The sequence below is a fragment of the Arcicella sp. GW458-12-2-14-TSB2 genome, assembly GCF_059423785.1.
Map to the genome: position 1 here is coordinate 15,151 of NZ_JBWKYN010000050.1, position 17,082 is coordinate 32,232.

The 17,082-nt window shown below is 34.0% G+C and carries 17 protein-coding genes; 5 read left to right on the forward strand and 12 right to left on the reverse strand.

Going from position 1 to position 17,082, the window contains the following annotated elements:
• The first annotated feature begins 62 nt into the window (after nt 1-62).
• Nucleotides 63-902 carry a hypothetical protein gene (locus AC07XN_RS09450; protein WP_494742857.1) on the forward strand — a complete coding sequence of 280 codons (840 nt, stop codon included), beginning with the start codon at nt 63-65 and terminating at the stop codon, nt 900-902.
• Nucleotides 903-976: 74 nt separating this feature from the next.
• Nucleotides 977-1,780, forward strand: coding sequence for a polysaccharide deacetylase family protein (locus AC07XN_RS09455; protein WP_309913817.1), 804 nt, complete (start codon nt 977-979; stop codon nt 1,778-1,780).
• Between the two features lie 65 nt (nt 1,781-1,845).
• Here AC07XN_RS09455 and AC07XN_RS09460 read toward each other — a convergent pair whose 3' ends face one another.
• A complete protein-coding gene (locus AC07XN_RS09460; RefSeq protein WP_494742858.1) occupies nt 1,846-2,457 on the reverse strand; it encodes a PAS domain-containing protein in 612 nt (203 codons plus the stop codon).
• A 941-nt stretch (nt 2,458-3,398) separates the two neighbouring features.
• On the opposite strand from AC07XN_RS09460, the gene AC07XN_RS09465 reads away from it, so the two are divergent.
• Nucleotides 3,399-3,623 carry a helix-turn-helix transcriptional regulator gene (locus AC07XN_RS09465; RefSeq protein ID WP_309913822.1) on the forward strand — a complete coding sequence of 75 codons (225 nt, stop codon included), beginning with the start codon at nt 3,399-3,401 and terminating at the stop codon, nt 3,621-3,623.
• A gap of 467 nt (nt 3,624-4,090) precedes the next feature.
• Here the strand turns inward: AC07XN_RS09465 and AC07XN_RS09470 are convergent, their stop codons facing one another.
• Together AC07XN_RS09470 and AC07XN_RS09475 are read right to left on the reverse strand one after the other, a co-directional pair.
• Nucleotides 4,091-5,041, reverse strand: coding sequence for a glycosyltransferase family 2 protein (locus AC07XN_RS09470; protein WP_309913824.1), 951 nt, complete (start codon nt 5,039-5,041; stop codon nt 4,091-4,093).
• 50 nt (nt 5,042-5,091) lie between these two features.
• Nucleotides 5,092-5,811 (reverse strand): tRNA1(Val) (adenine(37)-N6)-methyltransferase, encoded by a 720-nt coding sequence (locus AC07XN_RS09475; protein WP_494742859.1) that lies wholly within the window; start codon nt 5,809-5,811, stop codon nt 5,092-5,094.
• A gap of 280 nt (nt 5,812-6,091) precedes the next feature.
• Between AC07XN_RS09475 and AC07XN_RS09480 the strand changes: the two genes are divergently transcribed.
• Nucleotides 6,092-7,048, forward strand: a complete 957-nt coding sequence (locus tag AC07XN_RS09480; RefSeq protein WP_494742860.1) for an alpha/beta hydrolase — start codon at nt 6,092-6,094, stop codon at nt 7,046-7,048.
• Nucleotides 7,049-7,081: 33 nt separating this feature from the next.
• Nucleotides 7,082-8,191, forward strand: coding sequence for an acyltransferase family protein (locus AC07XN_RS09485; protein ID WP_494742861.1), 1,110 nt, complete (start codon nt 7,082-7,084; stop codon nt 8,189-8,191).
• A gap of 203 nt (nt 8,192-8,394) precedes the next feature.
• Here the strand turns inward: AC07XN_RS09485 and AC07XN_RS09490 are convergent, their stop codons facing one another.
• The 9 genes from AC07XN_RS09490 to AC07XN_RS09530 form a co-directional block, all read right to left on the reverse strand.
• Nucleotides 8,395-8,697 carry an isoamylase early set domain-containing protein gene (locus tag AC07XN_RS09490; protein ID WP_323246142.1) on the reverse strand — a complete coding sequence of 101 codons (303 nt, stop codon included), beginning with the start codon at nt 8,695-8,697 and terminating at the stop codon, nt 8,395-8,397.
• Between the two features lie 228 nt (nt 8,698-8,925).
• Entirely contained in the window at nt 8,926-9,762 is an 837-nt protein-coding gene (locus tag AC07XN_RS09495) for an energy transducer TonB (RefSeq protein WP_494742862.1), read from the reverse strand.
• An 87-nt stretch (nt 9,763-9,849) separates the two neighbouring features.
• The gene (locus tag AC07XN_RS09500; RefSeq protein WP_494742863.1) at nt 9,850-10,458 is read right to left on the reverse strand and encodes an energy transducer TonB; all 609 of its coding nucleotides are present in this window, start codon (nt 10,456-10,458) and stop codon (nt 9,850-9,852) included.
• A gap of 98 nt (nt 10,459-10,556) precedes the next feature.
• On the reverse strand, nt 10,557-12,224 hold the full coding sequence (locus AC07XN_RS09505; protein ID WP_494742864.1) for a TonB family protein: 1,668 nt from the start codon (nt 12,222-12,224) through the stop codon (nt 10,557-10,559).
• 52 nt (nt 12,225-12,276) lie between these two features.
• A complete protein-coding gene (locus tag AC07XN_RS09510; RefSeq protein WP_494742865.1) occupies nt 12,277-12,771 on the reverse strand; it encodes an ExbD/TolR family protein in 495 nt (164 codons plus the stop codon).
• Between the two features lie 177 nt (nt 12,772-12,948).
• Complete coding sequence (locus AC07XN_RS09515; RefSeq protein WP_309913847.1) at nt 12,949-13,332, reverse strand: BlaI/MecI/CopY family transcriptional regulator; 384 nt, start codon at nt 13,330-13,332, stop codon at nt 12,949-12,951.
• 131 nt (nt 13,333-13,463) lie between these two features.
• A complete protein-coding gene (locus AC07XN_RS09520) occupies nt 13,464-14,552 on the reverse strand; it encodes an MBL fold metallo-hydrolase (RefSeq protein ID WP_494742866.1) in 1,089 nt (362 codons plus the stop codon).
• Between the two features lie 60 nt (nt 14,553-14,612).
• Nucleotides 14,613-16,334: a DNA polymerase III subunit gamma/tau gene (locus AC07XN_RS09525; RefSeq protein WP_494742867.1), complete on the reverse strand. Its 1,722-nt coding sequence runs from the start codon at nt 16,332-16,334 to the stop codon at nt 14,613-14,615.
• A 179-nt stretch (nt 16,335-16,513) separates the two neighbouring features.
• The coding region (locus AC07XN_RS09530; RefSeq protein ID WP_494742868.1) for a porin family protein at nt 16,514-17,082 on the reverse strand (569 nt) is incomplete at its 5' end.

The following is a 17,082-nucleotide window of genomic DNA, read 5'->3' on the forward strand; positions in this document are numbered from 1 at the left end:
TATGTTGTTGGTATGAAAATTTTATCTTCTTGTAATATCAATTTAACTATAAAAGATTAACCATGAGGATATTAATTTTTATACTGATAATAGGCTTCTTTTTGACAAGTTGTTCAAATGAAAAGAAACAGACAATTGAAAAAACGCCTGTTCTGGTTGACAGTTTATCTCAAAAATTTCCATCAGATTTTAATGGTAATTGGGTTTTAACAGACTATATCAATGAGATAGAAAAAACTAAATCTCCTGTAAAATCATCCAATAAACTTGAAGGAGTTGTTGCCATAATTATTGGGGGAAATGTAAAAGGCGATAGCTTGGAAGTTCAGGCAAGTTGGAATAATCATGAAGAGCTTAATTTCTATGTATATCTAAATAAGCAGAACAAAAAGACCTTTAAGACCAATATCGTAGATTATCAAGATAAGTCAAACTATTATGAGCTTGGCTATGAGTTTATCGATAAAGAGGCTTTTCTATTTTTGTATCATTTTAACAAAACGAATGAACTCTTAGAGAAAACACAATTCTCTAAAGTAGCTGATTTGTCAGATAACAAGAAAGATGTAGCATGGGGGCTTCAATACATGGTAAATGATAAATTATTTACAGGGAGTAATTTATTGATTGATACTGAGAATCATGCTACAAAACTTAATTTTAATCCTGACGGTAGTTTAACTGGACATCCTACGTTTAAGACATTCCATATTTTTACAGACTTTATGGGTGAACCCAATAATAATCTTGATTTGATAAGTTTTAACCTTGCTACTGGTAGGCCTACCCAATTTGCTTTTAAAATAGTAAACGATACTACTTATTTATACACTACGATTGATAATGAGGAGGAGGGGACTTCGAAAATCAATAAAGTTAAATTTAAAATTGTTCGTCAATAGTTTGTCCAAATCAATTGATGGCATTACTTTGAGTCTTGCCATCAAAAAACATCTCAAAATAATTATCCACAAATATGAAATTGAAAGCTATACTCTCTCTATTCTTTATACTTATTAAGTTCTCTATTTCTTTAGCTCAAAGCTCTCAACAAGTTTGGAATGGTAAAAAATGTGCTGTAGTATTGACTTATGACGATGCGCTAAATGTACATTTAGATAATGCCATTCCTCTATTAGATTCTCTAGGTTTCAAAGCAACATTTTACTTAATAGGCTATGCAGATGGATTTAAAAACCGTATTGAAGATTGGAAAATCGCGGCTAAAAATGGTCATGAAATGGGCAATCATACCCTCTTTCATCCTTGTGATGCGTCTTTAAAAGGTAGAGAATGGGTGAGTCCTGAAAAAGACATGAGTAAATATTCTGTCAGGAGGATGATTGATGAAATCAAGATGAACAATATATTGCTAAAAACGTTAGATGGAAAATCAAAACGTACTTTCGCTTATACCTGTGGCGATATGAAAATTGGTGATACCTACTTTATGAACGATTTAAAGAATGATTTTGTAGCTGCCAGAGGTGTAAGGTCAGATATGCATAATTTACAGGAAGTAGACTTATATGCTACAGATTGTTATGCCATTAATGGACAGACAGGTGAACAGATGATTGACTTAGTAAAAAGAGCAGTAACATCAGGCAAACTTTTAGTTTTATTATTTCATGGAGTAGGCGGGGAGCATAATATAGACGTTTCGCTAAAAGCCCATCGAGAATTATTAAATTACCTAAAGCAAAATGAAAAAGATATTTGGGTAGCACCGATGTTGGATGTAGCAGAACATATTAAAGAATTGCAAGCGAAGAAGTAAAAGAAACTTATAAGGAAATGCTGATGGCATGACTCAAAATTATGCCATCAGTAATATTATTTAATTTACAATTCAGTAGAGTTAAGCGTAATGAATTTAGTTTTTATTGATAGTAATTGTTGAGAAATACTATGGATAGATTTATCAATGCTTTCAGCACTTGTATAAATGGTATTAGCAAGCCATTGAAGATCTCCAACTTCTATCATGTCGCTATCTTTTGAAATATCTAGAATACTGAGTATTTTGCTATGTTCATGACGAAGTTCGTGTGATAGCGTAAAGGATACTTTTTCCATATTATTTATCTGTTCCAAAAACTTTTGCCTAGAATCTATTTGGCTTGTAATATCATGAGCAAGGGCTAACAAAAGGCTAGGTGCACCAGACGATTCCCTTTCTACAATAGTAATATAGTTTTTGAACCATTTGAATTCTCCATTTTTGCAAATACATCTATTAACTAAAATATGAAAACCATCGTTGGGAGAATTTGTGAGTACATCAAGAAATTTATGTAAACTTGGAAGGTCATCAGGATGTACTAGTTTATTAAAACAATCTTTGTCAAGTGGGTCAAACTCATCAGCAGTGTAACCAATCCCTTTATAATACTGTTCGTTGGCAAATATATTCTGTCGCTTTTGGATGTCAAATAGTGAAATTGCTAATGGCATGCTATACAGAAGACGATTTATGATTTTACTTTTGATATCAGTTTCGAGATTAAAGAACTTTGTTTTTTCCATCTTATTAATGTAGGTATTTTAAATAAGTTTATTAAAGTTCACGCATTGATATTTAATGACCTTGAGATATTTCTCGTATATTAGATTAAATAAACATGTAAAATACTTATTCAGCTAGAGGTAATATACCTTGATATTTCCTAAATCATTTCAAGGACAGTATATAACTGTCCTGAAATGCAAGTGGTTAGGTAGCGGTAAAAAGTGAAATTTATAATGAAGTAGACTTTCGAATAATTATTTTATTTGCGCAAATCGAGATGTAGAATAGTCCTAACCGTTACTAACGGATTTAGAGTGTTCTTTATATCCATCCGTCTCTTTCTGTGATTCATTATGAACAATGAAGAAATTACGGTAACAGCTAAGACATTTATAATATCTTATATTGCTGACGAAAGGTGACAAAAATACTTTAATAATAAAGGGTCTGCTTATCCTAACTCCACTCAGTTTATTTCCACAGCTTGGGCATTTGTTTGTGTCAGTTTTTCGAATCAAATAATATAAAATCATAAATATTTGGCACGAAATTAGTAGGCTTACTCCTGCGAGTAAGTAAGGGGTTAAAAAAAAACTATGCATTTTGTTGGTGTGTTAGTAATAATTAGAACATCTTGTGTTCGTATAATTAGGTTGTAAATAAAAATACTGATAAAAAATAAAAAAAATATCAATACATTTCCCTTTACACGCTTTACAATCAACTAGATAGCAGTAATGAATGGTGCTTGAAACTATTGGTTAAAGTATGTAAGGATGTATTTTGTGAAAATTGTTTATTATATCGCTAAATTATATAAAATAAATAAAAATACAACGGATACGTTGTATAATTTTCTTGTTTTCTCTCATTCCTTTACTCTTAAATGAAAAAAGAGGATTTCTTAAATAAACTTGGTGTTAGAATAAGGGAGATTAGAAAGGAAAAGTCAATCACCCAGACACAACTTGCCCATTCGGTTGGGAAGGATCAACAATCTATTCAGCGACTTGAAGCTGGAAATATTAATCCAACGTTATACTATCTTTTTGAAATATCTGAAGGTTTAGGAATTTCTTTGGAACGAATTATTATTAATATTGACAAATAGTTTACGTAAAACCATACTATTAGGAAGGGCAAATATTCTTAAATTATTTTTGTTTTTATAATTCAAACAAATCTTGTTCAATCCAACAGGTATAGCGTATATGTTAATATACTTTGTACCTGTCTTTGGGCAACAGTATTAAGTCTTAATACACCCCAATTACTTGAAGATACCCGTAAAGGTAATTATAAAACGAAGGGACATCTAATCATATCTTAGCAAGATATGATAATATATTAACCATAATTAGTCTAAAGTGAGATAACACAATTCACAGAAGTGAAAAATAAATTATCTAGTGCTAAATTTTGACAAATGAAGCTAGGCCTATGTCTTGAACAAGCCATTCATCTGGTTTAAATGACATTCCCAAATTTTAGGTGATTAGCAATGGCGTAAATAAAAACACAGATGACATGACTTCTCAAAGCCATGCCATCTGTAAATAAAGATATTTATCGTTCAAACTACACCTTCTCTCGAATCTGGTAATCAGTAGTCTTCTCCGAGTTTCTTGTCATTAATTCACCAATAAAACCCGCCACAAACAACTGTACGCCTATAATGATGGAAACCAAAGCCATGAAGAAAAGGGGGTTGTCGGTTACATTTCTGAATTTTAGGTGGTTAGCAATAGCATAGACCTTATCGCCAATCAAATAAACAGTAATAAAACTACCAATCATAAAGAACAAAATACCAAACCCACCAAAAAGGTGCATGGGTCTTTTACCAAACTTCTGAACAAAAGTAATTGATAGTAAATCTAAGAAACCATATAGAAACCTTTCAATACCAAATTTGGTCGTTCCATACTTTCTAGATTGATGTTGCACTACTTTCTCTCCGATTTTATCATAACCATTCCATTTTGCCTGTACAGGAATATAGCGGTGCATTTCGCCATAAAGCGTGATAGATTTAATTACTTCGTTTTTATAAGCTTTTAGCCCGCAATTAAAATCATTCAAATATACACCCGACATCGAGCGAGTAGCCGCATTGTATAGTTTTGTAGGAATGGTTTTAGTAATAGGGTCAAAACGTTTTTGTTTCCAGCCCGAGACTAAATCGTAATTATCTTCTGTAATCATGCGATATAGCTCAGGGATTTCCTCAGGACTATCCTGTAAATCAGCATCCATCGTGATGACTACTCTACCAGAAGCTTCTTTAAAACCAACATGCAAAGCCGCCGATTTCCCGTAGTTTCTACTAAAGGAAATACCTTTTACAAAACTGTTGTGCTCAGACAAACCCTTTATAACTTGCCAAGAATTATCACGACTTCCATCATTTACAAAAATGATTTCATAGCTAAAATGATGTTCTTTCATCACTTTTTCTATCCAATTGCAAAGTTCAGGTAATGATTCTTCTTCGTTATATAGCGGAATAATAACAGAAATATCTAACATGTTGTGAATACGATTTCGGGATAACTAACGGAATGTTCTCCGTTGTATTTCTAAAAAATTAAATAATACGCTTTTAGTAGCGTTTCAAATTGAGCAGTATAGCTTTCGTCAAGATTACGAATAATTAATTCTTCTTGGGCAAGCTCTTTTTTAGCAAGCCCAAAGGTCGTAATAATTCTTAATATTTTCGATTCCTTTCTATGTCTTATCAGTAATTTTTTCTGGGGATAAAGTCCTTTCTCTAAAGCCAATATCTCTAAAACACTACTTTCATAGGCAGGAAGTAAAACCACAAATTGACCCGCTGGTGCTAATAATTGAATAACGGATGCTATTAAATCTTCAAAAGAAAGCGTATCAGTATGCAAAGCCATATTCCTTTTTTCTTGTTGAGACTTTAAGTGATTCTGAAAAAAAGGAGGATTGCTAATAATTAACTCAAAAGATAGACCTTTATTGCGTGCTGTAAAATCCTGAATACTTTGATGGAAAACCGCTATTTGCTCCTTGAAAATACTATCTTGAACATTTTCTAAGGCTTGTCGATACGCATTGTCATCAACCTCCACTGCCGTAATCTTAGCATTCGTTCGTTGTGCCAACATCAATGAAAGTAAGCCCGTACCCGTACCAATATCCAAAATATTTTTAGCTTCCGCTACATCGGTGTAAGCTCCTAAAATACAGGCATCAGTGGTTACTTTCATGGCAGTATTTTGTTGCTGAACCGTAAATTGTTTAAACTGAAAGCCGTTTATACTTTTTGACATTGAATATTGTGGATAATTTGCATCTTTGAAACAGTTTCAAAATTACAATAAATTAAGTACTGATATTAGTCATTATGCTTTTAAAGTATTGAAGCTGTTTAAGCTTTCCCTTTCGGATTAAACTAAGTCTTTTAGAATAGCTTGTTCCAAAATTTTCTCAACGTAGCGATGCTATGCTTCGTAAATTTTGAAAAAATCAATTCAAAAATACAATACTTTCACCTCAGAAATGGAAAGTTTAAACAGCTTCATTGATTTAATATCACTAAAAATCATTCTCATGAAGTCTATTCTTATCATTTTCCTTGCTTGCTTAGGGTTACTCAATCATGCTTTTGCCCAAAATCAAGAAGAAAACATCGTCTTAAAACAACCCAAAGGCGTTTTAGATGGAACATTGTTGTTACCCCAAAACACAAAGAAAAAAATACCAGTCGTATTAATCATCGCAGGTTCAGGGCCTACGGATAGAAATGGCAACAGTATGCTAAACATAAAAGCCAATTCTTACCAGTTTTTAGCAGAAGGTTTAGCCAATAATGGAATTGCGTCGCTTCGGTATGACAAAAGAGGCGTTGGCAAAAGTATGGGTGCCATGATGAAAGAAAGTGATTTAACCTTTGAAACCTATATACAGGATGCTGAACAGTGGATTGATACATTAAAGAAAAGTAATCGTTTTTCGAAAATAATTGTCTTGGGCCATTCAGAAGGTTCTTTAATAGGGATGGTCGCATCACAGCGATTAACCATAGATGGTTATATTTCGGTGGCTGGGCCTGCCAGAGGAATAGATGATATCATCATTGAACAGACAGAAAAACAAACTTTGCCAGATTCTGTTAAAAATGAAGTAAAGAGAGATTTTTCTGTGTTAAAAAGCGGACAGAAGCTACCAAAATTGATGCAGGTTTTCTATATCTTTTCACTTTTTAGACCCAGTATTCAACCTTATATGATTTCTTGGTTGAAATATGTGCCTTCTGAGGAAATCAAAAAAATAAAAACAAAGACACTTATCATACAAGGAACAACGGATATTCAGGTTGAAGAAAAAGAAGCAAAGCTATTGGCAGAAGCTAATCCGAAAGCCAAGTTGTTAATTCTAGCGGGTATGAACCATACTTTAAAAGATGCACCTATGGATAGAGAAGAGAATTTGAAAACATACAGCAATCCAGATTTACCACTTTCAAAAGGTTTAGTAGAAGGGATTGTAGAATTTGTGAAGAAATGATAAATTAGAGAAAACTTATTCATCAACATATATATGAAACAACGCTTACTTTCTTTGGATGTATTTCGTGGAATGACGGTAGCCATGATGATTCTTGTCAATAACCCAGGCGATTGGGGACATATTTATGCACCATTAGAACACGCCGAATGGAATGGCTGTACCCCCACAGACTTAGTCTTTCCCTTTTTTTTGTTTATTGTAGGCGTCTCCATCTCATTTGCCTTTCAAGGAAAAACAGCCGACCGTAAAACGATTCTAAAGATTATTGAAAGAAGTGCCAAGCTTTTCGGATTAGGGCTTTTTCTCTCACTTTTTCCAAAATTTGATTTTTCAGTAGTCAGAATTCCCGGTGTTTTACAAAGAATAGCTTTGGTGTTTTTAATAAGCTCTATTGTATTTTTAACCACTAAAAATAGAACGCAACAAATCATCTTTGCGTCGCTACTGATAGGCTATTGGTTATTGATGACCTTCGTACCTGTGCCTGATGCTGGAGCAGCCAACCTAGAGCCAGAACATAATCTAGGAGCCTATTTAGACAGACTAATTTTGGGTGTTTCTCATTTATACAAGGCCGTAAAGGTGTGGGACCCTGAAGGAATATTAAGCACAATTCCCGCTATTGCTAATGGACTAGCTGGCGTATTAGTAGGTACTTGGTTGCAAAGAAAAGATAAAGAAGTAACCGAGAAGTTGATGTATGTCTATTTCTACGGAAGTATTTCTTTAGCGCTAGCATGGGCTTGGGATGCCACAGGTTTTCCGATTAATAAGTCGCTCTGGACAAGTTCTTATGCCCTTTGGACGATTGGCTTGGCAATGATTTTTCTGGCTAGTTTTTACTGGTTGATAGATGTCAAAAAATATACTTTCTGGACAAAACCTTTTGTGGTATATGGTGTAAATGCCATCACAGTGTTCTTTTTATCAGGCTTAATTCCACGCATTATGAACATGATAAAAATAGCGATGCCCGATGGAGAAAAGGTAAGCTCCATTACGTGGCTGTATAAATCATTCATTGTACCTTTTTTTAGCGAACCCAAAAATGCTTCTTTGGCAGGAGCAATCACTTTTGTACTGATTTGGTTGGGAATCTTGTGGATTATGTACGAGAAGAAAATGATAGTGAAAGTATAAATAGAAGCATCCGAGGAGAAATCAAAAACTAAGGATTAAGACTAGCAATAACCTAAATCACCCCAAGTTCAGTACAAAAGTGTTGTATGTTTACAATACGGTAGAAAATTAAGTTGAGCAAAATACTCTAATTTTCTACCGTCTTTTAATTAAGTAGTCTGTATTAAATAAACGATTCACAATTCATCACTCACAATTCCTACTTAAAGTACTACAACAGAGTTTTCATCGTAAGAAACACCATTTGGAACAAATTTATCTGCTTCTGCATCATTCAACCAAAGGTCGTTATCAACTAAATAACGGAAGGCAAATTCTTTGCCTACTTCTAATTCAACTGATGCTTTAAATGTACCATCTTTTTGTTTTTTCAAAGCTGTAGGATTCCATTCGTTAAAATCACCTAATACACTTACTTGTTTTGCACCATTTACAGTTTCTGCTGGAAGAGCAAAAGTTACTTTACAAACTGGTTTACTTTTTGAATACTGTTTCGTTAAAGCCATAATCGTAATTGGGTTTTAAGATTAATATTTTTATTTTATGAAATAATTCAGGTCGATACTTTGATGTTATTATTACCAAAGTTAACACAAATATTCAAAAAAATATTTTATAATATCCTAACTACCAAATGATTAAAATATAATAAAGTTGAAATAATTATATTTTAACAATACTTTTTACTAAAACAAATTTTATTTTCTTATATCTCCTAAGTATTAGCACTTACTTTATTGGTCAAGCTGAAAAACAATTGGTAACGTAAATTTTACAGTAACATTTCTACCCGACTGTTTCCCAGGATTCCAGCGTGGCATAAGTTTTATTACTCTCTGGGCTTCTTCATCACATCCAAACCCTAAGCCTTTCAGAATATCAATGTTTGAAATGTTTCCATCTTTACCAACCACAAACTGTACATATACTTTACCACCAATACCAGCATCTGAGGCATTTCGAGGATAGCGTAGATTTTTCTGAAGAAATTTAGCCAAGGCAGCGTTTCCTCCTGCATATTCTGGCATTACTTCGACAGATAAAAATTCTGTTTCTACTTCAGCTTTTACTTCTACAGGGGCAGTACCTTCACCAGTTTTAAATTTATCTGGGTCATCTACAGGTATCGGTCCTACTTCTCCATCTTGTGTTACTGGACCAATCTCAGCATTTGTATTATTAAGTGTTTCTTGGTCAGGAGGTAATTCTGTGGCTTTATCGTCTTCTACAATTTCAGGGTCGACAAAAGTAATTGTTTTGTGTACAACTGTTTTTTCGGGTGGAGGAGGCGTTTGTTCTGGCTCAATAGGGATATCTTTAGGTGGTTCTGAAAGTTGGCAAGCAATAACATCTGCTATCACTTCAGTTCTTTCTTCATGCTTAATATTAGCTAAAATCATAGGGGCAGCTATCGCTAAACAAAATAATCCAATACCAATACCAAGTGCAATTTTGATTGATTTATGGTATCCAGTGCGTAAAAGATAAGCACCATAAGCTTTGTTGCGGTTTTGGAAAACAATGTCTTCCAATGTTTCGTCTTCTTCGTGTAATACTGTTTGATTTTCCATGATTGTTTGTGTTTGGATGTTAAACTAATTTTTTAGTTGATTTGATTTTTAAAAAACCTCAACACTAGATTGAGGTTTTTTAGATATTTACTTTTTCTTAGAAGTTATCACAATCACGCCATTTTTACCTCTTTCACCGTATTTCATAACAGCTTGTTTCTCTTCAAGAATTTCTATTTGTTCTATCTGATTAGGAGCAAGCTTTTCAAAGATACTCCTTGAAATTTCTTTTCCATCTAATGTATATAGGAAAGCTAGCCTGTTTTGAACATTACTTTGTTCTTCTTCAAACATTTCAAAAGTAATAGGAATAGTTAATCGGCTTCTTACAGCTTTTCCAGATTGATAAGCAGGTTTCCAATTAGGCATGTCTGTTATTAATCGTATCGATTTTTCATTAATTGTATCAGAAATACTTTTTAACATTTTAAGCTCTGAAATTGAGCCGTCTGTGTTTACTATAAATTGCAAATAGATTTTTCCTACGAAGTTTAGTGCGGATAGTTTAACCGTTAAATTACGTTGTAAGTATTTCGCAAAAGCACTCATTCCTCCTGGAAATTCTGCCGGTTGTTCTACCGCCGTAAATACTTCTGTACTGTCATTTTCAAATGCAGAAATGCCTTGACGACTTCTTGGTATCCTATCTTCTATTTTGAAGATAGGAATGTTGGCAAAAGTCGTGGTATTAACCACAATGATTAATATAAATAGAAGTAGATATAACCCATGTCTTAATACCATACTAATAATCAGCCAAACTCTTTAAACGATACGATATATAGTTCTACTCCCTACTTTTTCTTAGAGGTTATCACAATTACCCCATTTTTAGCTTTTTCGCCATATCTTACAATGGCTTTTTCATCTTTATAAACATCAATTTTTTCGATGGTATTTGGGTCTATTTTCTCTAATTTAAATGATGGAATTTCTGTGCCATCTAAAATATAAAGGGGTTGGGGCTTATTTTTCAATCCTCCTTGTACATTGTCTAAAGTGACTGTTATCTCACTTATCTTACCTTCAATTATTTTTTGCCCATTATCCTTATTTATATAAATTCCTGGATTATCATTCTTTTTATTATTATTCAACACAAAGTTGATAGGTACAGTAAAACGGCTATTTACTTTGCGTCCTTGATGCTCACCTGCTTCCCACTTAGGCACACTTTTTAAAACCCTGATGGCTTCTTCATCCAAGCCATATCCAACTCCTTTTAGTATTTCGTGGTCTGAAGTACTTCCATCTTGATTAACGATAAATTGTACATATACCTTTCCTGATACATTAGCCTTTTGAGCAGCTTCTGGGTATTTCAAATTGGCTTGAAGATACTGTGCAAAAGCTTCAATACCACCCGGGAACTCCGGATTTTTCTCAACAACTATATTCTCAGCAGCAATAAATACTTCAGGTGTATCCTTTTTAACAAGTCCTTTAGCTTCTCTAAGCTCCTTTGCCAAGGTTGGACTAATGATTAAAGCATCAGATACGTCAATCCCAGACTCTGCCAATACTTGTTTAGCAGACTTTGAAGGTTGAGGGTTGATGTTAATCTTTTCGATACCTTGCTTACTCACTTCCGAAATACTATCCTCAATATTAGCAATAGATTTACTAGCCAAAGTAGCTGATGACACCACTATCATTGCCATAAATAAGGGCGCTGTCAAACCGTATTTTAATAAAGCTGTGCTTGTAGATCGTTGTTTTTGTAACATATCAATGCGTAGTTTTAGAAGTGAATTATTGAAAAAATTATTAGTTAAAGGAATCGCTTGAACACCAAACTGTTCTTGAAAAAGTAGCATAGCATAATCAGCTTTAGAGGCTTCATGGCGACTAGCCACTTCGTCGGCTATAAATTCATGTATTTGTTTTATTGAACTTTTGTAGAGATACACAATAGGGTTGAACCAGTTGAAAATAGCGATGAGCTCAAACAGCATAATATCGGCAGAGTGTAATTGTCGGATATGAACAAACTCGTGTTTCATAATAGTAGAGCGATTTTTCAACTCTCTACTAACAAATACTACATTGAAAAAAGAGAAGGCTCTTTGATTTTTATCCCCATCAATCTTTCTTTTCATCATTTTGCCTAAGTATGCCAAGTTGCCTGCGAAGCGACAAATGCCCAAAATAATACCTATGATATAGGAGAGCGCAAGCATATCACCCACTGTTAAGCTACCCTTTGGCAGCTTTTGAGTAGGAATGTAAAAAACCTCTGGTGAATAAAATGTACTAAAGGTTTGTGATACTTGCTCGGTAACGAACCAGCTTCTTACCCATTCCGATTGCATCAACGGTATAAAAAAGGCCAATGCAGCCGATGCCACCAAGTAGCCTCGATTGAGGTTGAAAAATGTCTCTGTTTTTAATAATAATCGATAGAAACCGTAAAAAAGTACTAAATACAGATTTACTTGAAGGAGATAGCTTAGCCAATTCATAGCGATACATTTTGGTTTTCGGATAGCTTAATGATTAAAGAGATTGTTGCAATTATTTAATACTCAATAGTTTTTCGTCTTCAGATGTAATATTAACGATGGCATATCGTCTATTATTAGTGATTTTCATTTCATCTAATAAATCAATCATGTTTCGATATTTTGCTTTATTAGTAGACTTTATTACTACCGTAAAATTGTCTCCAATCTTGCGTTTGTAGTCAAAGAGTACTTGTCTGATTCCTCGGTCAGAAAAATCAGTACTTCTAACTTTTGGGTCACAAGCTAGGCCTTGATAATAAAAAATCTTATTTTGGTCATCTAGTACAACTGTCAAAGATTCTGAACAACGAACCTCCGATTTCTGACCGTCTTGATCAGGCATATTCAATTGCATAACTACTGGCTTAGCGAGGGTAGTGGTTAACATAAAAAAAGTAATGAGTAGAAAACCTAAATCTACCATAGGTGTCATATCAATCTTGGTAGATAATTTATGACTTCTCTTTTTTGAACCATTGTTTTCGGATGCAGATATTTCAGCCATTGTATTAATTGTGTTTTGATTGATAGAACGTTAATTTTCAAAAGTTAAAATTATAAGGTGTAGAATTATCGTGTTTTTGTTTCATCATACTTATCAACTAATATTGTAGAACTCGGTACGTTTAATATTTAACAGGTGTATTTTGGAACTTACTTAATGACACTTACTTAAAGCATTTTACTGCCCTTCTTCTTTCATTTTATTAATCATACTCAGAATTTCATCTGCATCTTTTACATCAATTTTCCCTTTTTTAGAAAAGAATGAAAACAAACTAGAAAACGAATTTTCAAAATAGCCTTCTACTAACTTTTCAGTGGCAAACGAGCTATAACTTTCTTTGCTAATAATTGGAAAATACTCATGTGATTTTCCATATGAGTTATGACTCACAAACCCTTTTTCTTGTAAAATTCTGATAATGGTTGATACTGTGTTATAAGCTGGCTTAGGTTCTGGCAACTCATCCAAAACGTCTTTAACAAAACCTTTTTCTATCTGCCAAAGTACTTGCATAATTTGTTCTTCAGCTTTGGTTAATTCTCTTTCTACTGATTGCATTTTTTCTATGAATTTATTTATGATAGATACCTCTTTGAATTCTTGATATAAATATAAAACTAATTTTTTAGTTTACAAACTATTTTCTTAGTTTTTGTTGAAAAATTTTAAAGAAAGTAAAAAAAGCTATTTTATACAAAGAGGACTTCACCAACTTTCAAGATTTTTAGTGTTTGATTAATTTGTCCTTCGTTTTCCAATTGCGTTAAAATTTTTTCTGGTTCTGATAGGGGCTCATCGGCTTGGTCGAAAGTGCCATAATGAAATGGAACCATTACTTTGGCTTGTGTTTCGTTAAACGCTTGAACAGCATGCTCAGGGTCTTGATGGTTAGGAGACATAAACCAACGTGGCGAATAAGCACCCGCTCCAATCATGGCTACATCAATGTTAGGAAATAAGGTAGCTACTTCTTTAAAATGGCTTCCATAACCAGAGTCTCCACCAAAGTAAATAGTTTTATCACCACTTTTTATCACAAATGCTCCCCAAAGCCTTTTGTTGGCATCGCCTAAAGAACGATTTGACCAATGTCTGGAAGGTAAGAAATAAAAGGCTAAATCATCATGGGTTTGATATTGCTGATACCAACCAGCTTCTTGGATTTCGTTATTAGGCATCCACTTACTGAGCAAAGAAGTCATTCTTAGACCCGTCAAAACAATTGCTTTTGGATTTTGGCTTTGTAATAATTTCAAACTGCTTTTATCACAATGGTCGTAATGGGCATGAGAAATCAAAATGTAGTCAATCTTGGCAAGTTTTTCTGGGGAAATTGGTAATTCAGAATGGCGTTTTGTGGCAGGTATTTTACCAAGTACAGGGTCAATCAAGATTTGCTTGCCATTCAATCGAATAAAAAACGAAGCATGACCAAGCCATACAATCATATCTTTTGTGTCCTTCAAAAAAGCATCATCTTTTATAACAGGTAACCGCCAAGTATCTTCTTTTTTGAATTGTTTCTGTGGATTCTTAGTGGTCATCCATTTAAAGACGCTCCCAAATGTAGGAATAAAAGGAAATTTATGGTTCATAAATCTCCCTTCATCGTCGACTGGAGTGCCTTCCCATGAGTCCAGAATGGTTTTTAAATTAGGATTATTTGTACGAGTTTTCATGACTTGTTTTTTTTCAACTTGTGTAAAAAGAATACCCCCGCCAGATTGTGACATCGTAGCGAGGGTAAAAATTTTATGAATGAACTTTCTGCGTTTCATACTTTTCTTCGAAATTCAAGCATAGCCTACAACTTATTGCTTGATGCTTAAAGCAATGTATTAATAATCATAATCCAATCCTAATGTATTTCTTAATTCATTCAGCGCAGGATTTTTCTCTGCCAAAAACCTAAATTTATCTGCTTGGGTATAAATCAATGTTTTGTTTTCTACCTCAGCCACTACTACTTCCAGATGAATCGTAGTATTATGAAGAACCTTTCTTAAATGATTAAGAATTTCTGTCCGTAAAGTAGTCGTTAATAAATCTACTTGAATATCATTATCTACTTCTATGTGAATCGTCGTCCCTTTTAGTGTAAAAGGCCTGTTCAAAATTACGAATTCGCTAAAACGTTCTTTTTCTTCTAAATGCCTAACCAAAGCATTCCATGCTGTTTGTAATTCTTCAAATGTAAAAGCCTTATTTTGCTGAATAGCAGCAGGCTGAGCGAGCGTATTGATAGGTTCTTGAGCCACATTAATAGGCTTACCTAGCGTAGCTGTACTTCTTAATTTACCAATTGGCGGAGCGATAGTTTGGGTTTGGGGAACACTTATTGGGTTAGAAGTTTGTACAGTGGTACTTGCAACAACTTCATTTGCCTTCGTTTCGTTTTCCTTACTCCCTAAATCCTTTCCCAGGCCTTCGCCCTCCGTAGCTGGTAAGGTGGCTAAGTTCAATACTTTTGAAATATTGGCTAGTTTCAATAAGCAAATCTCAACATGTAGCTTTTGATTTTTAGCCGCTTTATAGTTTAAGTCACAAGCAGAGCCGATGCTTAGAGCAGACGCTAAAAACGAATAAGGAGCTTTAGCCGATTGTGCCAAATACTTGGCTTGTACTGACTCGGATACTTGCAATAATCTGACTGTAATAGGGTCTTTGCAAACTAATAAATTACGGAAATGCTCTAGTAAACCTACAGTAAACTGATGACCATCAAACCCTTTTTTCAAAATTTCGTCAAAAAGTAAGAAGGACTCAGAGATATTACTATTCAGTAAAGCCTCTGTCATTCTAAAATAGTAATCATAATCCAGAATATGCAAATTATCCAGTACTTCCGAATACCTCAAAATGTTATCTTTTGAAAAAGTAACATTCAAATCAAACATCGAAAGGGCATCTCTCAAGCCACCATCTGCTTTTTGGGCAATTAATTCCAAGGCATCATTATCAGCTTCTATGCCTTCTTGCACAGCAATTTTAGATAAATGCTGTGTCATGTCATGAATTTGAATTCTATTAAAATCAAATATCTGACAACGTGAAAGAATCGTCGGTAATATTTTATGCTTTTCGGTGGTAGCTAAAATAAAAATGGCATACGAAGGCGGTTCTTCTAATGTTTTCAAGAAGGCATTGAAAGCACTCGTTGAAAGCATGTGCACCTCATCGATGATATAAATCTTGTATTTACCAGATTGCGGAGGATAACGCACTTGATCAATCAAGCTACGGATGTCATCAACAGAATTGTTTGAGGCAGCATCTAGTTCATGAATATTAAAAGAGGCATTATTCTGAAATGAACGGCATGATTCGCATTCGCCACAAGCTTCTGCTTCTTCGCTAAGATTCTGGCAATTAATAGTTTTAGCTAAAATTCTGGCACAAGTAGTTTTTCCTACTCCACGAGGACCACAAAACAAGAAAGCTTGCGCTAAGTGGTTGGTACGGATAGCATTTTTGAGCGTAGTGGTAATGTGCGACTGACCAACGACGGAATCAAATAATTGCGGGCGATATTTTCGTGCTGAAACGACAAAGTTTTCCATATACAAATGTAAGTACAAGCGTACGATATTTCAAATAGGAATAAGAGGATGTCGATTTTATGGATTTAGTTTTAGCATAGCATACTGATGGTTATGCCTCCAAGTCATGCCGTCAGTAAATAAAATTGCCCTACAAAATCAATTTTGCAGGGCAATTAAAACTTATAAAGTATGATGGTTTATCTTTCTCCCCAAAGTGCTATTACTGAAACCCCCAAAACTCTGTTAGTAATATTTAGATTTACGTTATCAACAGTATTGGCAAAGCCATGTGTATAATTTACATTGAGCCTTATTCCATCTATCACTTCATATCCAACGATTAGGTTTACACCTAAATCAAAACGGTTTGCTTTGCCTTTACTAAAATCATAATCATAGCTTTTACCATTTAATGTTCCTTTTCCATTGATAGCATAGGCACCATATATTCCACCTCCAAAAGTGAGATTCCTACTTATTTCATACAAGAGATTTACTGGAAGTTCAATATAATTTACAGTAGCTTTATTGGTAGTTGGCTTTTCAGAAAAACCTTTCTGTGAAAATAAAAGATTAGGCTGAAAAAGAATTTTATCAGTAAATCTACTTTCTAATAAAGCACCAATATGAAAAGTAGTGATAGCGTCTCCAGAGCTTGATTCATTTCCTGAAGTCACGTAAACATTGGCTATATTAGCTCCGCCTTTAATACCGATTCTGGTTTGGGCTTTTGAAGTAAATATGCAGGTAATAAGAAGTATTACTA